This window comes from Pseudomonas sp. D3-10, assembly GCF_051132175.1.
Classification (GTDB): domain Bacteria; phylum Pseudomonadota; class Gammaproteobacteria; order Pseudomonadales; family Pseudomonadaceae; genus Aquipseudomonas.
On sequence record NZ_CP071668.1, the window covers coordinates 2,032,891 to 2,052,245 of the forward strand.

Sequence of the window (19,355 nt, forward strand, 5' to 3'; positions counted from 1 at the left end):
AGCTCCTCGCCACAAAACCGAGTTCGCTTTTTGATTGTGGCGTTTAATATACCCAAACCTCCACCCGCCGATTCCGGACCCTTCCTTCGTCTTCGCTGTTGGCCGCCACCGGCATCAACGCGCCGAATCCGCGTACCTCGCGCAAGGTCACGCCGTATTTGACCAGTTCGCGCCGCACCGCCATGGCCCGAAGCCTTGACAGCAGGTCGGCTCGCGCCGGGTCGTCCTTGAGATCGCCGAAACCTACCAGGGTCACGCGCCGGTCGGCCTTGCCGTGCTGCTTGATGTAATCGAGTACGCGGCCCAGGTCTTGTTGGGCCTTGTTGTCCAGGCTGGCACTGCCTTCTTCGAAACGAAAATTCACCGTCAAGCGCTGGGCATGGCGGCTCAGGGCCTGATAACCCTCTGGCATCAGCGCGTTGGGGGTGACGGACATCGCTTGTACGGTCTGTGCAATGAACCCGTTCGCTGCAACGATGGCCTGGCCCTGTTCGCTTTGGGTGAAATCGACCAGAGCCTCGGCCCAGGGATTGCTTTGCAGAGGGGGTAGGTAAAAGAACAATCGTCGGGACAGGGGATAGTCCTCGGTGGCAATCAGGTTGTTCAGCGGCAACATCGGCTGGGAATCGCCGTCGACAATTGCCAGGGGCTTGGCCTGCCTTACGTAGGGCAAGCCGATAAAACCGATACCCTGCGGGTCCTGGCTGACAGCGTCCGACAACTGCTCACTGGATTCGAAGCGCCGAGCTGTAGGATCCAGCTTTTTCCCTTGTCGGTTGAGTACCAGTTCCTTGAAGGTATCGTAGGTCCCGGACTGCTCGTCCCGCGCATACAGGTGGATTGCCCCGCCGACACTGCCCACGGCTTCCCAGGTTTTCGCCTCGCCACTGAAAATGCGCGCCAGTTGCCGGGTGTCGAGCTGTCGCAACGGGTTTTGTGGATGAAGAATGATCGCCAGGCCGTCGATGGCGATGACTTGCTCGGCGGTAGGACTTTTCAGGTCTCCAAGGGCCGCCAGGTCGTGCAGTTCGCTGTCCTTGACCGGCCGGGAAGAGGCGGCCAGGTCGGCGTTGGCTTGCTTGAGGGCGGTGAATCCGGTGCTGGAGCCGTGGGCGGCGATCTCGACTGAGACTCGCTGGCCTTCGGCGGTTTGTCCGACGATGCGTTGCTCGTTGTCGCGGCCGGTAATTTCAGTGCTGACCTTGAGCAATCCCTGGTCTTCCATCAGGCCTCGGACCAGGGCCGGCCCCAACGCCGCGCCAATGGTGTTGGAGCCCTGCAGGCGCAGGGCGGGGCCGTGTTCAGGAATGGGCAAACGGCCGGCCCATGCCACGCACGGCAGCCAGAGGCCCAGGAAAAACACAACGCACAGCCGCATGCCGGCCACCTTCTGACCTTGGGAAATGCCGGAAGATTAAGTCAGTCGGGTTACTGAAAGATGACAGCGGTGCGACGCCGGCCAATAACCGGCGCAGCAACTGTGGCAGCGAGCCTGCTCGCGATGACGGCAGCACAGTCAGTATTGATGTGGCAGATAAACCGCTATCGCGAGCAAGCTCGCTTCCACAGGGCAGCCTTTGGAGGGAATCCGAAGGCTGGGATTCAGTTCAATTCCAACCAGATCGGCGCATGGTCCGACGGCTTTTCCATGCCCCGCAGTTCATAGTCCACGCCGGCGTCCTTGACCCGTGGCAGCAAGCCCTGGGACGCCAGGATCAGGTCGATGCGCAGGCCGCGCTTGGGTTCGTCTTCGAAACCACGGCTGCGATAGTCAAACCAACTGAAGCGGTCGGTGACGTCCGGGTTCAAGTGGCGGAAGCTGTCCACCAGGCCCCAGTTCTTCAGGCGAGCCATCCATTCGCGCTCTTCCGGCAGGAAGCTGCATTTGCCGGTCTTCAACCAGCGCTTCATGTTGTCCGGGCCGATGCCGATGTCGCAATCCTCGGGGGAAATGTTCACGTCGCCCATCACCACGACCGGTTGGTCGTTGCTGAAGCGGGCTTCCAGCAGTTGTTGCAAGTCGCTGTAGAAGCGCTCCTTGGCTGGGAACTTGGTGGGGTGATCGCGGCTTTCACCTTGTGGGAAATAGCCGTTCATGATGGTCACCGGCACACCGTTGGCATCGGCAAACGTGCCCCAGATGAAGCGCCGCTGGGCGTCTTCGTCGTCGGTCTCGAAGCCTTTGTGCAAGCTCAGCGGAGGCTGGCGAGAGAGCAGGGCGACACCGTAATGGCCTTTTTGCCCGTGGTAGTGCACGTGATAACCGAGGGCTTGCACCTCGGCCAGTGGGAACTGTTCATCGTGGACCTTGGTTTCCTGCAACCCGATCACGTCCGGCTGGTGCTTGTCGATCAGTGCCGCCAACTGATGGGGACGGGCTCGCAGGCCGTTGATGTTGAAGGAGACGATCTTCATGGTCGGCTGTCCTGGCAAAACTGCGATGCTAGCTGACATGTGGGAGCGGAGCCAGCGTGGCAGTAGGAGAAATGCACTGCTAATGTCCTTGGCATGTAGGAACGATCGCAACCCTGCCGGGTTCGTAGTCAATAAGAGCAGGGCCTCACCGAGCCCGCCCAGGAGACGCAACGCCATGCCTGAAACCGCCACTGCTGATATCCACATGCTCGACAGCGGTTATTCCCGCGAAGCGCGTTCATTGCTGTATCAGGCTTATCGCCACGAGCCGACCTTCAGCTACCTGTTCGAGTCCGAGCGTCCCGGTTACGAGCAGCGGGTGCGGGCGACCGTGCGAGAGCTGGTCAAACAGCATTTCTTCCAGGATCTGCCGGCGATCGGTCTGTTGGTGGACGATCGCTTGATCGGCATCGCGCTGATTGCCCCACCGCAGCGCCGCCTGGGCATTACCGAAAGCTGGGCCTGGCGCCTGCGCATGGTCTTGAGCACCGGATTTCGCTGTACCCGGCGGTACTTGGAGTACCACGCCGCGGTGCTGGCCTGCCTGCCGTCGGAGGCGGTGCACGTATTGCCGTTGTTGGGGGTTCATCCGCAATTCCAGGGCAAACACTACGGTGAGCAGTTACTCGAAGCAGTGCATAACTGGTGCGCCGTGGACGAGCATTCCCAAGGCGTGGTGCTGGACACGGGTAATTCCCGTTACCTCGAATTTTATAAACGCCAGGGTTACGAGGAAATTGGCGAAGTCGCCGTAGGACCGATCCGCGAGCATGTGTTCTTTCATGCGAACCCGCAGGTTCTGCGGAGCGCGACGGCTTAATCAGACGAACTTTTGGGAGTCGTCTGGCTCTATCAGGCTCCCAACCTCGTGATAGCATCCGCGCCATGAACTTCCCAGGACGAATGACCGGTGGCGCGCTCTTGCTGTCTCTCAGCTGCGTGGCGCTGGCACAAAGTGAATTGGATGTGCGGGTCAAACCGTCCAATGATGAACTCAAGGCCAACATAGAAGGCTACATCGGTGGTGTGGGCGACCGTGATGAAGAAGCGTTGCTGCGCTTCAGTCGCGGCGCCGAAGAGCAGGCGCGCAAAGCGGCCCAGGCGCTGGGCTACTACCAGCCGCAGATCGACAGCGAGGTCAAGGCGGGGAAGGCGCCGCGCCTGATCCTGACCATCGACCCCGGCGAGCCGGTGCACTTGCGTCATGTCACGATCCGCATCGACGGCCCAGCGTCATCGCTCGAGGGGTTTCGCGTGCCCGGCGGCGCGGGCCTCAAGCCAGGCGCTGTGCTCAATCACGGTCGATATGAAGACGCCAAGCGGACGATCCAGAACCAGGCCTCGCGCTATGGTTTTTTCAGCGGACGCTTCGTCAGCCAGACGTTGCGCGTGGATCCGCAGGCCGGTATTGCCGATATCGAGTTGATCTACGACAGCGGCCAGCGCTACGCCCTGGGGCCGGTCAGTTTCGAAGGCGACACGCCCTTCGACGAAGACCTGCTGCAACGCATGGTGCCGTTCAAGGCGGGCGCGCCCTACGACTCCGAGCTCATTGCCGAACTCAACCAGGCTTTGCAATCGAGCGGCTATTTCGAAGGTGTTCGCGTCGATGCAGCACCCACCGCGGCCACCGGCAACGTGATCCCGGTGGCGGTCAAACTCGATACTCGCAAGCCGCGCACCATGGGCCTGGGCCTGGGTTTCTCCACTGACGTCGGGCCACGGGCCAAGGCCAACTGGACGCGTCACTGGGTCAACCCGCAGGGGCACAGCTACGGCTGGGAAGCGGAAGTCTCGGCGCCCCGGCAGAACGTCGGCCTCTGGTATGACGTGCCGCTGGACCCGCCGCTGACCGACAAGCTGCGCTACGCCGGCGGCTATCAATATGAAGAACTGGCCGGCACCGACACCCTCAGCAAACTGCTGACCGTCGGGCCGGAATGGCACAGCAAGTTGCCCAGCGGCTGGCAGCGGGTGGTGTCGCTCAAATGGCAGCGCGAGGAGTACCGTCTCGGTGACGATTCGGGCCTGAGCACGTTGCTGATGCCGGGTGTGAGCTATTCGTACCTGCGCAGCGATAACCGTATCGACCCGCACAATGGCTATCGGCTGCAATTTGACACCAAGGTCGCCAAGGAGGGGTTGGGGTCGGACAATAACCTTTTGTACGGCACCGCCATGGTCAAGGGCCTGACCACCGTGTTCGACAAGCATCGCCTGCTGGCGCGCGCCCAGATTGGCGGCAGCGCCACCAATGGCTACAAATCGATTCCGCCGTCCCTACGGTTCTTTGCCGGCGGCGACCAGAGCGTGCGCGGCTACGACTACCAGAGCCTGTCGCCGGAGAACTCCGAGGGCGACCGTATCGGCGGCCGCTACATGGTGGCCGGCAGCCTCGAGTATCAGTATTCAGTCGCGGAAAAATGGCGGGTCGCAACCTTTGTTGATCAGGGCAACTCTTTCAACAGTCTCGAGCTGCCGAGCCTGAAGACCGGCGTAGGCGTCGGCGTGCGCTGGGTGTCGCCGGTCGGCCCGATCCGCCTCGACCTGGCCCACGCGCTGGACGACGACGGCGGCATTCGATTGCACTTTTCCATGGGGCCAGAGTTGTGAATCGCGGTTTGAAGATAACGTTGCTGGCCCTCGGCGGGTTGCTGGCGACGCTCGTGCTCGTGTCGAGCATCGTGTTGGGCACGGCGTTCGGAAGCCGCTGGGCACTCGGCCTGGTGCCGGGCCTGACCGTGGAGAATTTCCAGGGGCGGTTGGGCGGGCAGTGGAGTGCCGACCGGGTGCTGTGGCAGCAGGACGCCAGCCGGGTGGAGCTTCATCAGCCGATCTTCGCCTGGTCGCCGTCGTGCGTGCTGCGCATGACCCTGTGCATCGATCAGCTCAAGGCCGACAACGTTGCGGTGCAACTGCCGGCCTCTACCGACGAGCCGAGCAGCGGTCCGATCAGCCTTCCGGACCTGGACTTGCCCCTGGCGATCGAGCTGGGCGACGTCCAGGTGGGCAGCCTGTCGTTCAACGGCAGCGAGCAACTCAAGGGCCTGCAACTGGCGGCGCACTGGACCGCCGAGGGTTTGCAGATCGACTCGGTGCAACTGCAACGCGACGAACTGAGCCTGAAACTCTCCGGCCTGTTGCAGCCGCATGGTGATTGGCCGCTGAGTGCCGCGGGCCAGCTGACGTTGCCGGCACCGGGTGTGACGCCTTGGGCGCTGGATCTGAAAGTCGATGGCGAGTTGCTCAAGACCCTCAATCTGGCCGCCGACAGCAGCGGCTATCTGCAAGGCCGCCTGACCGGCGAGCTGCAACCCCTGGCGGATAACCTGCCGGCCAAGGTGCGCATCACTGCCGATGGCTTCAAGGCCAGCGCCGATTTACCGGACACGCTGCTGCTCGACCAGGTGGAATTGACCGGCGAAGGCGACCTGAAAAAGGGTTACCAGTTGCATGGCAAGGCGAGCCTTCGCGCCGAAAAAAAAACCGGTGGCGTTGCTGTTGCAGGGCAAGGTGGACGCCAACGGTGCGCAGATCGCCGGCCTTGATCTTGAGGCCGGCGACCAGCAAAGCCTCAAGCTCACCGGACGGTTGGATTGGCGCGAGGGCCTGAACGCCGAAGCGGAAGTGGCTTGGCTGGATTTCCCCTGGCATCGCCTCTATCCGCTGATCGAAGAACCGCAAGTCACGCTGCGCAGTTTCAATGGCGAGGTCTCGTACACCGATGGCCAATACCTCGGCAACTTCCAGGCAGCGTTGGACGGTCCAGCCGGGGCGTTCAGCCTCGACAGCCCGTTCAGCGGCGACCTGACGCAAATCCACCTGCCGCAGCTCAAGGTCGCCGCCGGGGAGGGCAAGGCCGAGGGGCACTTGAGCCTGCAATTTGCCGACGGCATCGCTTGGGATACGGCGCTGCAATTGTCGGCCATCAACCCGGCGTATTGGCTTGGCGAGCTTCCCGGCACGCTGGCCGGGCCGTTGCGCAGTAAAGGCGCGATGAAAAACGACCGCCTCGAACTCGACGCGGACCTGGACCTCAAGGGCAAGCTGCGCGGCCAACCGGCGCTGTTCCAGGCCAAGGCCAGCGGTGCAGGCGAGCAATGGAACCTCGGCGCCCTGGACATTCGTCTGGGCGACAATCGCATCAACGGCACCGCAAGCCTGCAACAGAAGCTCAGCGGTCAGATCGACATCAAGCTGTCACGGCTGGCCCAACTCTGGCCGCAATTACGTGGCCAAGTCTCCGGACGCGTCGACCTGGCCGGAACGCTCAAGGCGCCCCAAGGCAAGCTCGGTGTGCAAGGCACGCAGTTGGCTTTTCAGGACAACCGCCTGCAAAGCCTGAACCTGGACGCGACGCTCGACAGTGCGCAGCGGGGCAAGGTCGACCTGAAGGCAAGCGGCATCCGGGCCGGCGAAACATCGCTGGGCGTGTTGACGGTCAGCGGACAGGGCGATATCAAGCAACAGAGGCTCAATCTCGACCTGCAAGGGCCCCAGTTGGAAACCAACTTGGCTCTTGATGGTTCGCTCGACCAAGGCAACTGGCGCGGACGCCTTGCCAAGGGAGATGTACAAGTCGGCGGGCAAACCTGGCGCTTGCAGGCGCCGGCCAAATTGGAGCGCCTGGCCAACGGCACGCTGAACTTCGGTGCTCACTGTTGGCGATCCGGCCCGGCCAGCCTCTGCGGCGAGGATCAGCGCCTGATGCCGGAGCCGAAGCTGCGCTATCACCTCAAGCAATTCCCCATCGAAAGCCTGGCCCAGTGGATGCCTAAGGACTTCGGCTGGCAGGGCCGGCTCAATGCCGACCTGCAACTGGACTTGCCAGCCAGCGGCCCAAGCGGTCGAGTGTTGGTGGATGCCAGCGGCGGTACGTTACGGATTCGAGACAAAGAGCAGGGCAAGGGGCAATGGTTGGATTTCCCCTATCAGACCCTGAAGCTCAACAGCCGCCTGACGCCCACGCGCATCGATACGGACGTCAATTTCGTCGGCGAGAGGCTGGGTGAACTGACGCTTCAGGCGCGAATCAATCCGTTGCCGGCCAGCAAACCGTTGAGCGGCACCTTCCGGCTGAGCGGTCTGGACCTGTCGGTAGCCCGGCCGTTCGTGCCGATGGTGGAAACCCTGACCGGTCGTTTGAACGGCAGCGGCACGCTGTCCGGTGGCTTGCTCGCGCCCCAGGTCAACGGCAACCTCGTGCTCAGTGACGGCGAAGTGTCCGGCCCGGAGCTGCCGGTCAGCCTCGAAGCCCTGCAAATGCGAGCGATGATCGCTGGCGAAACCGTACGGCTCGATGGTGATTGGAAAAGTGGCAAGAGCGGGCAAGGCCGACTGACGGGGAACATCGGCTGGAGCGAGGCCCTGACCCTGGACCTGGCGCTCAAGGGCTCGCAACTGCCGGTCACCGTCGAGCCTTACGCGGTGCTGGATGTCGCGCCAGACCTGAACATCACGATGCAAGGGGAGCGGCTTTCGATTGCGGGCAAGGTCCTGGTGCCCAAGGGCGAGATCACCATACGCGAGCTGCCGCCGTCTACGGTCAAGGTCTCGGATGACACGGTGATCGTCGGCCACCAGACCGAACAGGGCGAGGTGCCGATGGCCATGGCGATGGACATCGACGTGATCGTCGGCCAGGAAAAACTCGCCTTCTCAGGTTTCGGCCTGACGGCCAATGTGCAAGGGCAGGTCCACATCGGCGACAACATGGACACACGCGGCGAGCTGTGGCTCAACGACGGCAAATACCGAGCCTATGGGCAACGGCTGACGGTGCGTCGGGCGCGATTGTTGTTCGCCGGGCCGATTGACCAGCCGTACCTGGACATCGAGGCGATCCGCCAGACCGACGATGTGATCGCCGGCATCCGCCTGAGCGGCAGCGCCGAACAGCCAGCCACGCAGATTTTCTCGGAGCCGGCCATGAGCCAGGAGCAGGCGTTGTCCTACCTGGTGCTGGGCCGGCCGTTGAGCACCACGGGGGAGGACAACAACATGCTCGCCCAGGCAGCGCTGGGCCTGGGCTTGATGGGCAGCTCCGGAGTGACCACCAGCCTGGCCAACAATCTGGGGATCGAAGATTTCCAGCTCGACACCCAAGGCAGTGGCAACGACACCAGCGTGGTCGCCAGCGGCAACCTGTCGGAAAAACTCAGCCTGCGCTATGGCGTGGGTGTGTTCGAACCGGCCAATACCATCGCGTTGCGCTACAAGCTGAGCAAAAAGGTCTACCTCGAAGCCGCGAGCGGCGTCGCCAGTTCGCTGGATATCTTTTACAAGCGCGATTTCTGATCCCCTTTTTACATTCCCGATGCCCAATGTGGGAGCGAGCCTGCTCGCGATAGCGCAATGACATTCAGCATCTTCGATGACTGACACACCGCTATCGCGAGCAGGCTCGTTCCACGAAATTTTCTGCGTCTGTTTGTTTATGCGTAGCTAACTAACTATTTGTTTGACATTTGCTGCCTAGGCAGTAACATCTCGTCATACATTCACTGCCTAGGCAGCAAAAGGTGGTCAGATGAAGCATTTCACCCCAGACGAATTCCACAATTGCCATCTCGGCATGCTGCTCGGCCGTGCCGCGATGCTCAAGGATCGGATCATCGACACGCACATGGAGCCCGTCGGCATCACTGCCGCGCAGTTCAAAGTGTTGATCATCATGGCCCAGCACGGCATCGACACGCCGGTGGAGCTGTGTCGTTACCTGTCGCTGGACAGCGGCTCGATGACACGAATGCTCGACCGCCTGGAGCAGAAGGGCTTTCTGGTTCGCCAACGCTCGGCCCAGGACCGACGGCAGGTCCGCCTGGTGTTGACCGAGGCCGGCCAAGCGCTGGCTGACCGCCTGCCATTCATCGGGGCCGACGCCATGAATCAACTGGCCGGTGCCATCAGCCGCGAGGAGCTGCAAACCCTCGAGAACATCCTCAAGAAAATACTGCTCGCCGCCGGTGATCCCTTCACCGTCCTGCGATTGGGGGAAAAATGAAGCGTCAAACCTTGCGTACCGGCCTGAGCCTGGTGCTATTGGCCATGAGCCTGGCCGGTTGTGCCAGCTACAGTGGCCTGAATACCGAAGGTGTCAGCCTCGAGGCCAAAAGCCTCCAGGCAGGACAATCGCTGACTGGCGTCACGTTGTCGCCGGCCTCGTGGCCCAAAAGCGATTGGTGGAAGAGCCTCGGCGATCCGCAACTCGATAGCCTGATCCGCGAAGCGCTGCGTGACAGCCCTGACATGCAGATCGCCAGCGCCCGTGTTCACCAGGCCAGCGCCGCTGCTTACGCCGCCAATGCCGCGCGTCTGCCGTCCCTGGACGCCAGCGGCAGCGTGAGCCGTTCGCGCCTGGCTCGCGACCAGGACCCGCAAGGGCAGGGCGGCGCCTACAGCACCTTGCGTTCGCTGAGCGTGGATTTCAACTACGACTTCGATTTGTGGGGTGGCCAGCGCGCTGCCTGGGAAGCTGCCCTCGGCCAGGCCCGCGCCGCCGAGATTGACCGCCAGGCCGCACAGCTGACCCTGGCCGCTGACGTGGCCCGGGCCTACAGCGACTTGGGCCAGGCCCATATCATTTATGACCTGGCCAACGAAGATCTCAAGCGCACGCGTCAAATGCTCGACCTGGGCAAGCGCCGACTCAGCGCCGGAATCGACAGCGAATATCAGTTCCAACAGACCGAAAGCCTGGAGGCCAGCGCCGATGCCACATTGATCGACGCGGAGAAGCGTTTGCAAAGCGCCAAGATCGCCTTGGCGGTGCTGCTGGGCAAAGGGCCGGATCGTGGCAACGAAATCGCCCGGCCCCACGTGTTGCAGGCCAGCGCGGTCGCCTTGCCGTCGAACCTGCCGGCCGAGTTGCTGGGCCGTCGTCCGGACCTGGTCGCCGCGCGGTGGCGGGTGGAGGCGGCTAGCAAGAACATTGAGGCCGGCAAGACGAACTTCTACCCCAACCTCAACCTGAGCGCGGCGGCCGGGGTGCAATCGTTGCTGGGTGACGCGATGTTTGGTTCAGCGAGTCGCTTCTTCAACGTGGCGCCGACGGTGTCGCTGCCGATTTTCGACGGTGGACGTTTGCGGGCGGACCTGGACGCCCGGGACGCCGACTACGACCTGGCGGTGGCGCAATACAACAAGAGCCTGGTCGCGGCACTTGGCGATGTCAGCGACACCATCAATCAGTTGCGTGACATCGGCCGGCAGATCGGCGCCCAGCAGCACGCCGTGGATATCGCACAGAACTCCTATGACACCGTGGTCCAGCGCTACGGCTCGGGCATCGGCAATTACCTGGACGTGTTGAGCATCGAGCAGCAGTTACTCCAGGCCCAGCGCCAACTGGCAACGCTCAATGCCGAGCAGATTGATTTGTCGATCCAACTGATGCAGGCCCTGGGCGGCGGCTTCGACACCCAAACCGTGGCTTCGGCCGCACCGGCCGCCACCGCGCCGGCTCACTGATTCGAGGTATTTGTCATGGCAACTGCCGAAACAACGCAACAAACGTCACAGGACAGCGGCAACCCACGCAAACGCAAGGTCATGCTGCTCGCCCTGGCCGTGATCGTCATTCTCGGTGGCCTGGGCGTCTGGGCCTGGCACGAACTGTATGGGCGCTGGAGCGAAAGCACCGACGATGCCTACGTCAACGGCAACGTCGTGGAAATCACCCCGCAGGTCACCGGGACCGTGATAAGCATCGGCGCCGATGACGGCGACCTGGTGCGCGAAGGCCAGGTGCTGGTGCAGTTCGACCCGAACGATGCCGAAGTTGCGCTGCAAAGTGCCCAGGCCAACCTGGCCCGTACCGTGCGCCAGGTGCGCGGCTTGTACAGCAATGTCGATGGCATGAAGGCGCAAGTCCATGCGCAAGAAGCCGAAGTGCAGAAGGCCCAGGAGAACTACAACCGACGCAAGAACCTGGCGGCGGGCGGGGCGATTTCCCAGGAAGAACTGTCCCATGCCCGGGATGACCTGACCTCGGCGCAGAACGCCCTGGCCAATGCCCGGCAGCAGCTCAAGACCACCAGCGCCTTGGTGGATGACACCGTGGTGTCGTCCCATCCCGACGTGCAAGCGGCCGCCGCGCAACTGCGCCAGGCGTACTTGACCAATGCTCGCAGCACCTTGATCGCGCCAGTGACCGGTTACGTCGCCAAACGCACCGTTCAGCTCGGCCAACGGGTGCAACCGGGCACCGCGTTGATGGCCGTGATCCCGCTGGACCAGTTGTGGATCGACGCCAACTTCAAGGAAACCCAACTGCGCGACATGCGCATCGGCCAACCGGTGGACATCGAGACCGATCTGTATGGCAGCGATGTGAAGTACAGCGGCACGGTCGACAGCCTGGGCGCCGGGACCGGCAGCGCATTCGCCTTGCTGCCGGCACAGAACGCCACCGGCAACTGGATCAAGATCGTCCAGCGGGTGCCGGTGCGCATTCATATCAATGCCCAAGAGTTGGCCAAGCATCCGCTGCGGGTGGGGCTGTCGACCCAGGTCGACGTCAACCTGCATGACCAGAGCGGGCCGGTTCTGGCCCAGCAGCCACCGCAAAAAGCCACGTTCAGCACCCAGGTCTACGACCGCCAGCTGGCCGACGCCGACGCGATGATCACGCGCCTGATTCATGAAAACAGCGCGGCGGCGGGCAAGACCGCGCAGCGCTGAAGCAGCGCCGCCAACCCTGTGGCGAGGGAGCTTGCTCCCGCTCGGCTGCGAAGCAGTCGTAAACCGGTGGGAGCGGTGTGTCTGATGTTGCGTGCTCGACAGGTTTTGGGGCCGCTCCGCGGCCCAGCGGGAGCAAGCTCCCTCGCCACGTGTCTGTCAAAGGCCTTAAGTGACAGTGACAGCATCACGGTCCTGGCGGGTTTTTGCTTCGATTTCACCACCACCGCTTCATAGGATTCTCGCAATGAGCAATAACGCGTCCTTCACGCCGCCCAGCCTGTTGCTCAGCACCATCGGGTTGTCGCTGGCGACGTTCATGCAGGTGCTCGACACCACCATCGCCAACGTCGCCTTGCCGACCATTTCCGGCAACCTGGGCGTGAGCTCGGAGCAGGGCACTTGGGTGATCACTTCGTTCGCGGTGAGCAACGCCATCGCGCTGCCATTGACCGGCTGGTTGAGCCGGCGGTTTGGCGAGGTGAAGCTGTTTCTGTGGGCAACGATGTTGTTCGTCCTGGCCTCGTTCCTGTGCGGAATCTCGACATCGATGCCCGAGCTGATCGGCTTTCGTGTGCTTCAAGGGCTGGTGGCCGGGCCGTTGTATCCGATGACCCAGACCTTGCTGATCGCCGTGTACCCACCGGCCAGGCGTGGCATGGCCCTGGCGTTGCTGGCGATGGTCACGGTGGTGGCGCCGATCGCCGGGCCGATCCTCGGCGGCTGGATCACCGACAGCTATAGCTGGCCTTGGATTTTCTTCATCAACGTGCCCATCGGCATCTTCGCGGTGATGGTCGTGCGCCAGCAGCTCAAGGCGCGGCCGGTGGTCACCAGCCGCCAGCCGATGGACTATGTCGGCTTGATCACGTTGATCATTGGTGTCGGCGCGTTGCAGGTGATTCTCGACAAGGGCAATGACCTGGATTGGTTCGAGTCGAACTTCATCATCATTGGCGCACTGATTTCGGTGATCGCCCTCGCGGTGTTCGTGATCTGGGAAATGACTGACGGCCACCCGGTGGTCAACCTGCGGCTGTTCGCCTATCGCAACTTTCGCATCGGCACCATTGTGCTGGTGGGCGGTTACGCCGGTTTCTTCGGCATCAACCTGATCCTGCCGCAATGGCTGCAGACCCAGATGGGCTATACGGCCACATGGGCCGGCCTGGCTGTAGCGCCGATCGGTATCCTGCCGGTGTTGATGTCGCCCTTCGTCGGCAAATACGCCCACAAGTTCGACCTGCGCCTGTTGGCCGGGCTGGCCTTCCTGGCGATTGGCCTGAGTTGCTTCATGCGCGCCGGGTTCACCAACGAAGTGGATTTCCAGCACATCGCCCTGGTGCAGTTGTTCATGGGCATCGGCGTAGCGCTGTTTTTCATGCCGACCTTGAGCATCCTCATGTCCGACCTGCCGCCTCACCAGATCGCCGATGGCGCGGGGCTGGCGACGTTTCTGCGGACCCTGGGCGGCAGCTTCGCCGCATCCTTGACCACATGGATCTGGATCCGTCGGGCCGACCAACACCACGCGTACCTGAGCGAAAGCATCAGCACCTTCGAGCCGGCCACGCGCGAGACGATCAACCAGCTCGGCGGGGCGAGCACGCCGGTCTATGCCCAGCTCGACCAGATCCTCACCAGCCAGGCGTACATGCTCTCCACCGTGGATTACTTCACGTTGCTGGGCTGGGCATTCATGGGGTTGATCCTGCTGGTGTGGCTGGCGAAACCGCCGTTCACGGCGAAGGCGGGGCCTGCCGCCAGCGGTCATTGATGGCGGGCGCAGTCCAACCTGTGGGAGCGAGCCTGCTCGCGAATGCGGATTATCAGTCAGTGATGTTTTGACTGACACACCGCTTTCGCGAGCAGGCTCGCTCCCACAAGGGGGATTTATGTGTGGCTGGGGATTGCGTCGGGTGCCGGCAGTTGTGGCGGCGGGGCAAACCCGAACGGCGCCAACGCAAACCCTTGTTCATCTACCTGCAACGCCCACCCTTGCTTGTCCCAATCCCCCAGCACGATGCGTCGCGCTGCGTGTTCGCCCAGTTGCAGCTTATGGATGGCGGGGCGGTGGGTGTGGCCGTGGACCAGGGTCTTCACGCCGTACTGCTGCATGATCAGCGGGATCTCTTCGGGCGTGACGTCGACGATGTCGTTGGCTTTCATCCGCGTCTGCGTGCGGCTTTCGCTGCGTAGTTTGCGCGCCAGTTTCTGGCGGCTGCCCAGTGGCAGGTGGCGCAGGATGAACAGCGTGACCGGGTTGCGCAGCCAACGGCGCAGCTTCATGTAGCCGATATCCCGCGTGCAGAGGCTGTCGCCGTGCATCAGCAATACAGGTTCACCGTTGAACTGCACGACGCTCGGATCCTTGAGCAAGGTGCAGCCAGCCGCTTTGCAGAACGCCTGCCCGAGCATGAAGTCGCGATTGCCGTGCATGAGGAAAATGGCCGTGCCGCTGTCGCTCAATTCGCGCAGGGCCTGGCAGATGGAACGCTGGAACGGCGTCATGGCATCGTCGCCGATCCAGGCTTCGAAAAAGTCGCCCAGGATGTACAACGCTTGCGCCGCACGGGCGCGTGTGGCGAGCAGATCCAGAAACGCCCGGGTGATGTCCGGGCGCTCCTCTTCCAGATGCAAGTCTGAAATCAGCAATATCACTCAATGATCTCGGCTTTCTCGATGATCACGTCTTCTGCCGGGACGTCCTGATGGCCGGCCTTGGAGGTGGTGGACACGCCTTTGATCTTGTCGACCACATCGGTGCCGGCGGTGACTTTACCGAATACCGCATAGCCCCAGCCCTGGACGTTCTTGCCGCTGTGGTTCAGGAAACTGTTGTCGGCCACGTTGATGAAGAACTGCGCGGAGGCCGAATGCGGCTCCATGGTGCGGGCCATGGCGACGGTGTATTTGTCGTTGGAAAGACCGTTGTCGGCTTCGTTCTGGATGCTTGGGCGCTTGTCTTTCTTTTCCTTCATGCCCGGTTCGAAACCACCGCCCTGGATCATGAAGTTGCCGATGACACGGTGGAAAACGGTGTTTTCGTAGTGGCCGGCCTTGACGTATTCAACGAAGTTGGCAACGGTGATCGGTGCCTTTTCGGCGTTCAGTTCCAGGACGATGTCGCCATGGTTGGTGGTCAGTTTGACTTGGGTCATGATTACTACTCTTCAAGGAATTCGTGGGTTTGGGGGGCGCGGGCGCCCGCAACCGGTCTGGCCGCAATCGCCAGGTTGGGCAGTTTAGCGTGCCATGCACGAATTTCGAGGCTGTTTTTCATCGGGTCATCGATTAAATTCAATCGTTTGCCGGCTCGGCCTGTCAGGTGCTTGACAGCATCGGCTATGATACGGGCTTTGATTTATCAGGCCGCACCCGGCCGCGCACTTGTATGTTCAAGGATCCTATGAGCAAGCCCACTGTCGACCCTACCTCGAATTCCAAGACCGGCCCGGCCGTGCCGGTCAACTTCCTGCGCCCGATCATCCAGGCGGACCTGGATTCGGGTAAGCATACGCAGATCGTCACCCGCTTCCCGCCGGAGCCCAACGGCTACCTGCACATCGGTCACGCCAAATCCATCTGCGTGAACTTCGGCCTCGCCGAGGAGTTCGGTGGCGTCACGCACTTGCGTTTCGATGACACCAACCCGGCCAAGGAAGACCAGGAATACATCGACGCGATCAAGAGCGACGTCAAGTGGCTGGGTTTCGAATGGGCGGGCGAAGTGCGCTATGCCTCGCAATATTTCGACCAGTTGCATGACTGGGCGGTCGAGCTGATCAAGTCCGGCAACGCCTACGTGTGCGACCTGACCCCGGAGCAGGCCAAGGAATACCGTGGCAGCCTGACCGAACCGGGTAAGAACAGCCCGTTCCGCGACCGCAGCGTGGAAGAGAACCTGGACTTGTTCGCCCGCATGCGCGCCGGTGAGTTCCCGGACGGCGCCCGCGTGCTGCGCGCCAAGATCGACATGGCCTCGCCGAACATGAACCTGCGCGACCCGATCATGTACCGCATCCGTCATGCCCATCACCACCAGACGGGCGACAAATGGTGCATCTATCCGAACTATGACTTCACCCACGGCCAGTCGGACGCCATCGAAGGCATCACGCACTCGATCTGCACGCTGGAATTCGAAAGCCACCGTCCGCTGTACGAATGGTTCCTGGAGCACCTGCCGGTGCCGGCCAACCCGCGCCAGTACGAATTCAGCCGCCTGAACCTGAACTACACCATCACCAGCAAGCGCAAGCTCAAGCAACTGGTGGACGAAAAGCACGTCAACGGTTGGGATGACCCACGCATGTCGACGTTGTCGGGCTTCCGCCGTCGTGGCTACACGCCGAAGTCGATCCGCAATTTCTGCGAGATGATCGGCACCAACCGTTCCGACGGCGTGGTGGACTTCGGCATGCTGGAATTCAGCATCCGTGACGACCTCGACCACAGCGCGCCGCGCGCCATGTGCGTGTTGCGTCCGCTGAAAGTCGTCATCACCAATTACCCGGAAGGCCAGGTCGAGAACCTCGAACTGCCGTGCCACCCGAAGGAAGACATGGGCGTACGCGTCCTGCCGTTCGCCCGGGAAATCTACATCGACCGTGAAGACTTCATGGAAGAGCCGCCCAAAGGCTACAAGCGCCTGGAACCTGCCGGCGAAGTGCGCCTGCGTGGCAGCTACGTGATCCGCGCCGACGAGGCCATCAAGGACGCCGACGGCAATATCGTCGAGCTGCGTTGCTCCTATGATCCCGACACCCTGGGCAAGAACCCGGAAGGTCGCAAGGTCAAGGGCGTGATCCACTGGGTGCCGGCCGCCGCGAGCGTCGAGTGCGAAGTGCGCCTGTACGATCGCCTGTTCCGTTCGCCGAACCCGGAGAAGGCCGAAGACAGCGCCAGCTTCCTGGACAACATCAACCCTGACTCCTTGCAAGTACTCACTGGTTGTCGTGCCGAGCCTTCGCTGGGCAACGCACAGCCGGAAGACCGTTTCCAGTTCGAGCGCGAAGGTTACTTCTGCGCGGATATCAAGGACTCGAAACCCGGTGCTCCGGTGTTCAACCGTACCGTGACCTTGCGCGACTCCTGGGGTCAGTGATCAAGTCTTAAGGGAAACCCTGTGCTTACGATCTACAACACGCTCACCAAGAGCAAAGAAGTCTTCAAGCCGCTGGATGGCAACAAGGTGCGCATGTACGTCTGCGGCATGACCGTGTACGACTATTGCCACCTGGGTCATGGCCGCAGCATGGTCGCCTTTGACCTGGTGACCCGCTGGTTGCGTTTCAGCGGCTACGACCTGACCTACGTGCGCAACATCACCGACATCGACGACAAGATCATCAATCGCGCCAACGAGAATGGTGAAGCGTTCGATGCGCTGACCGAGCGCATGATCAAGGCCATGCACGAGGACGAGGCGCGCCTCAACATCCAGAAGCCGGACCTGGAGCCCCGTGCCACCGATCACATCCCGGGCATGCTGGCGATGATCCAGACCTTGATCGACAAGGGCTATGCCTACGCACCGGGAAATGGCGACGTGTACTACCGCGTCGCCAAGTTCATGGGCTACGGCAAACTGTCGCGCAAGAAGATCGAAGATTTGCGCATCGGCGCACGCATCGAAGTCGACGAGTCGAAGGAAGACCCGCTGGACTTCGTGCTGTGGAAAGGCGCCAAGCCGGGCGAGCCGAGCTGGGAGTCGCCGTGGGGCGCCGGGCGTCCGGGCTGGCACATCGAATGCTCGGTTATGTCCACCTGCTGCCTGGGCGAGACTTTCGACATTCATGGCGGCGGCAGCGACCTGGAATTTCCGCACCACGAAAACGAAATCGCCCAGAGTGAAGCGGCCACCGGCAAGACCTACGCCAATGCCTGGATGCATTGCGGCATGATTCGCATCAATGGCGAGAAGATGTCCAAATCCTTGAACAACTTCTTCACCATCCGCGACGTGCTCGATAAGTACCATCCGGAAGTCGTGCGTTACCTGCTGGTGTCGAGCCACTACCGCAGCGCCATCAACTATTCGGAAGATAACCTCAAGGATGCCAAGGGTGCCCTGGAGCGTTTCTACCATGCGTTGAAAGGCCTGCCGAGCGTGCCACCTGCCGGTGGTGAAGCGTTCGTGGCACGGTTTACCGAAGTGATGAACGATGACTTCGGCACGCCGGAAGCGTGCGCGGTGCTGTTCGAGATGGTGCGTGAGATCAACCGCCTGCGCGACAGCGATCTCGATGCGGCGGCCGGCTTGGCGGCGCGCTTGAAGGAACTGGCCAGTGTTCTGGGTGTGTTGCAGCTCGAAGCCGATGACTTCCTGCAGGCCGGAGCCGAAGGCCGCGTCGACGCTGCCGAGGTCGACGCGCTGATTCAAGCACGGCTCGCGGCGCGGGCCAACAAGGACTGGGCCGAATCCGACCGCATCCGCGACCAGCTCACTGCCATGGGCGTGGTGCTGGAAGACGGGAAGGGCGGGACGACCTGGCGTTTGGCGGACTAACATCTCTTAGAACGCGCAATACCCACTGTGGGAGCGAGCAAGCTCGCTCCCACAGTTTTTTGCATTTCAATTGATTCTGACCGATCGCTCGACATCCCTGACGGGAGCCTTCCCATGCTTTTCCGTTGATCTGTCGCGGCCACCCATCTGCTGGCGTTTGCCTTCGAGTTCTGGGCGGTGCTGACCTTCGGCATGGCGCTGCGGCGCTGCCAAGTGACGCGGATCAGCCACCTGCAAGCGTTGCTGTTGATCGTGTGGTCGTGGCGGCCACGGGCATGACCCGTGGCGTGCGCTTGGGCTGACCGGCGCTAGCGCCTGCTTCATCGCCATTAAAACGAAACGTCTGACAGCCATGGTGTGGGGCATGCCAGTAGTATCGGTTCCGGGTTGATTGGATTTACAAGGCGGGATTGGACAGGGTGCGGCTCGGTCGGCATGCATCTTTAGCCAGCCATTGCGGCGATGCAAACGGGCTGGCTGCGGACTGCGGCAGGGCTCAGGGCGTTTGCGGTTTGTCAGGGGCAGTGAGGCCTGCCTGGATGCGCTGATAAATTTCTTCGCGATGCACCGCAACGTTTTTCGGGGCGTTGATGCCGATCCGGACCTGTTGGCCGCTAACGCCCAGAATGGTGATCGTGATGTCGTCACCAATGTTTATGCTTTCACCGACTTTGCGGGTGAGTATCAGCATGGTGTTCTCCTTGATTGCTTTATAGGGCACCTGATTCAGACAGTGCAGATGTCGGTACTG

13 protein-coding genes and 1 pseudogene are annotated in these 19,355 nt (G+C 61.9%); 9 read left to right on the plus strand and 5 right to left on the minus strand.

Annotated features, from left to right (window positions below):
• Positions 1-43 precede the first annotated feature (43 nt).
• Complete coding sequence (locus J3P90_RS09175; protein ID WP_420765809.1) at positions 44-1,378, minus strand: substrate-binding domain-containing protein; 1,335 nt, start codon at positions 1,376-1,378, stop codon at positions 44-46.
• Positions 1,379-1,602: 224 nt separating this feature from the next.
• On the minus strand, positions 1,603-2,415 hold the full coding sequence (gene xthA, locus J3P90_RS09180) for an exodeoxyribonuclease III (RefSeq protein WP_434559689.1): 813 nt from the start codon (positions 2,413-2,415) through the stop codon (positions 1,603-1,605).
• A 175-nt stretch (positions 2,416-2,590) separates the two neighbouring features.
• On the opposite strand from xthA, the gene J3P90_RS09185 reads away from it, so the two are divergent.
• From J3P90_RS09185 to J3P90_RS09215, 7 genes and pseudogenes are all read left to right on the plus strand, one after another.
• Entirely contained in the window at positions 2,591-3,235 is a 645-nt protein-coding gene (locus J3P90_RS09185; protein ID WP_420765811.1) for a GNAT family N-acetyltransferase, read from the plus strand.
• A 65-nt stretch (positions 3,236-3,300) separates the two neighbouring features.
• Positions 3,301-5,028, plus strand: coding sequence for an autotransporter assembly complex protein TamA (locus J3P90_RS09190; protein WP_434648229.1), 1,728 nt, complete (start codon positions 3,301-3,303; stop codon positions 5,026-5,028).
• A pseudogene (locus J3P90_RS09195) lies at positions 5,025-8,712 on the plus strand (translocation/assembly module TamB domain-containing protein). The gene J3P90_RS09190 and the pseudogene J3P90_RS09195 overlap by 4 nt, the downstream one beginning before the upstream one ends.
• A gap of 232 nt (positions 8,713-8,944) precedes the next feature.
• On the plus strand, positions 8,945-9,418 hold the full coding sequence (locus J3P90_RS09200) for a MarR family winged helix-turn-helix transcriptional regulator (protein WP_434648223.1): 474 nt from the start codon (positions 8,945-8,947) through the stop codon (positions 9,416-9,418).
• On the plus strand, positions 9,415-10,884 hold the full coding sequence (locus tag J3P90_RS09205) for an efflux transporter outer membrane subunit (RefSeq protein ID WP_434559685.1): 1,470 nt from the start codon (positions 9,415-9,417) through the stop codon (positions 10,882-10,884). Before J3P90_RS09200 ends, J3P90_RS09205 begins: the two co-directional genes overlap by 4 nt.
• Before the next feature lie 15 nt (positions 10,885-10,899).
• Complete coding sequence (locus J3P90_RS09210; RefSeq protein WP_434676170.1) at positions 10,900-12,096, plus strand: efflux RND transporter periplasmic adaptor subunit; 1,197 nt, start codon at positions 10,900-10,902, stop codon at positions 12,094-12,096.
• Positions 12,097-12,340: 244 nt separating this feature from the next.
• Complete coding sequence (locus J3P90_RS09215) at positions 12,341-13,870, plus strand: DHA2 family efflux MFS transporter permease subunit (protein WP_434676171.1); 1,530 nt, start codon at positions 12,341-12,343, stop codon at positions 13,868-13,870.
• Positions 13,871-13,986: 116 nt separating this feature from the next.
• Here J3P90_RS09215 and J3P90_RS09220 read toward each other — a convergent pair whose 3' ends face one another.
• Both J3P90_RS09220 and J3P90_RS09225 read right to left on the minus strand, forming a co-directional pair.
• Positions 13,987-14,754, minus strand: coding sequence for a UDP-2,3-diacylglucosamine diphosphatase (locus J3P90_RS09220; protein ID WP_434606648.1), 768 nt, complete (start codon positions 14,752-14,754; stop codon positions 13,987-13,989).
• Positions 14,751-15,254, minus strand: coding sequence for a peptidylprolyl isomerase (locus tag J3P90_RS09225; protein WP_420765819.1), 504 nt, complete (start codon positions 15,252-15,254; stop codon positions 14,751-14,753). The genes J3P90_RS09220 and J3P90_RS09225 overlap by 4 nt, the downstream gene beginning before the upstream one ends.
• Positions 15,255-15,502: 248 nt before the next feature.
• Here J3P90_RS09225 and J3P90_RS09230 point away from each other — a divergent pair, with 248 nt between their 5' ends.
• Together J3P90_RS09230 and cysS are read left to right on the plus strand one after the other, a co-directional pair.
• Positions 15,503-17,200, plus strand: a complete 1,698-nt coding sequence (locus tag J3P90_RS09230; protein ID WP_420765820.1) for a glutamine--tRNA ligase/YqeY domain fusion protein — start codon at positions 15,503-15,505, stop codon at positions 17,198-17,200.
• A 21-nt stretch (positions 17,201-17,221) separates the two neighbouring features.
• The gene (cysS, locus tag J3P90_RS09235) at positions 17,222-18,604 is read left to right on the plus strand and encodes a cysteine--tRNA ligase (RefSeq protein ID WP_434606643.1); all 1,383 of its coding nucleotides are present in this window, start codon (positions 17,222-17,224) and stop codon (positions 18,602-18,604) included.
• A gap of 496 nt (positions 18,605-19,100) precedes the next feature.
• Here the strand turns inward: cysS and csrA are convergent, their stop codons facing one another.
• A complete protein-coding gene (gene csrA, locus J3P90_RS09240; protein ID WP_003179932.1) occupies positions 19,101-19,295 on the minus strand; it encodes a carbon storage regulator CsrA in 195 nt (64 codons plus the stop codon).
• Between the last annotated feature and the right edge of the window lie 60 nt (positions 19,296-19,355).

Bases quoted from the DNA above. Each gene is read 5' to 3' on its own strand.
- J3P90_RS09190 (WP_434648229.1), top strand. From the start codon at position 3,301: ATGAACTTCCCAGGACGAATGACCGGTGGCGCGCTCTTGCTGTCTCTC.
- xthA (WP_434559689.1), bottom strand. From the start codon at position 2,415: ATGAAGATCGTCTCCTTCAACATCAACGGCCTGCGAGCCCGTCCCCAT.
- csrA (WP_003179932.1), bottom strand. From the start codon at position 19,295: ATGCTGATACTCACCCGCAAAGTCGGTGAAAGCATAAACATTGGTGAC.
- J3P90_RS09175 (WP_420765809.1), bottom strand. From the start codon at position 1,378: ATGCGGCTGTGCGTTGTGTTTTTCCTGGGCCTCTGGCTGCCGTGCGTG.
- J3P90_RS09215 (WP_434676171.1), top strand. From the start codon at position 12,341: ATGAGCAATAACGCGTCCTTCACGCCGCCCAGCCTGTTGCTCAGCACC.
- J3P90_RS09225 (WP_420765819.1), bottom strand. From the start codon at position 15,254: ATGACCCAAGTCAAACTGACCACCAACCATGGCGACATCGTCCTGGAA.
- J3P90_RS09185 (WP_420765811.1), top strand. From the start codon at position 2,591: ATGCCTGAAACCGCCACTGCTGATATCCACATGCTCGACAGCGGTTAT.
- J3P90_RS09210 (WP_434676170.1), top strand. From the start codon at position 10,900: ATGGCAACTGCCGAAACAACGCAACAAACGTCACAGGACAGCGGCAAC.
- J3P90_RS09200 (WP_434648223.1), top strand. From the start codon at position 8,945: ATGAAGCATTTCACCCCAGACGAATTCCACAATTGCCATCTCGGCATG.
- J3P90_RS09205 (WP_434559685.1), top strand. From the start codon at position 9,415: ATGAAGCGTCAAACCTTGCGTACCGGCCTGAGCCTGGTGCTATTGGCC.
- J3P90_RS09230 (WP_420765820.1), top strand. From the start codon at position 15,503: ATGAGCAAGCCCACTGTCGACCCTACCTCGAATTCCAAGACCGGCCCG.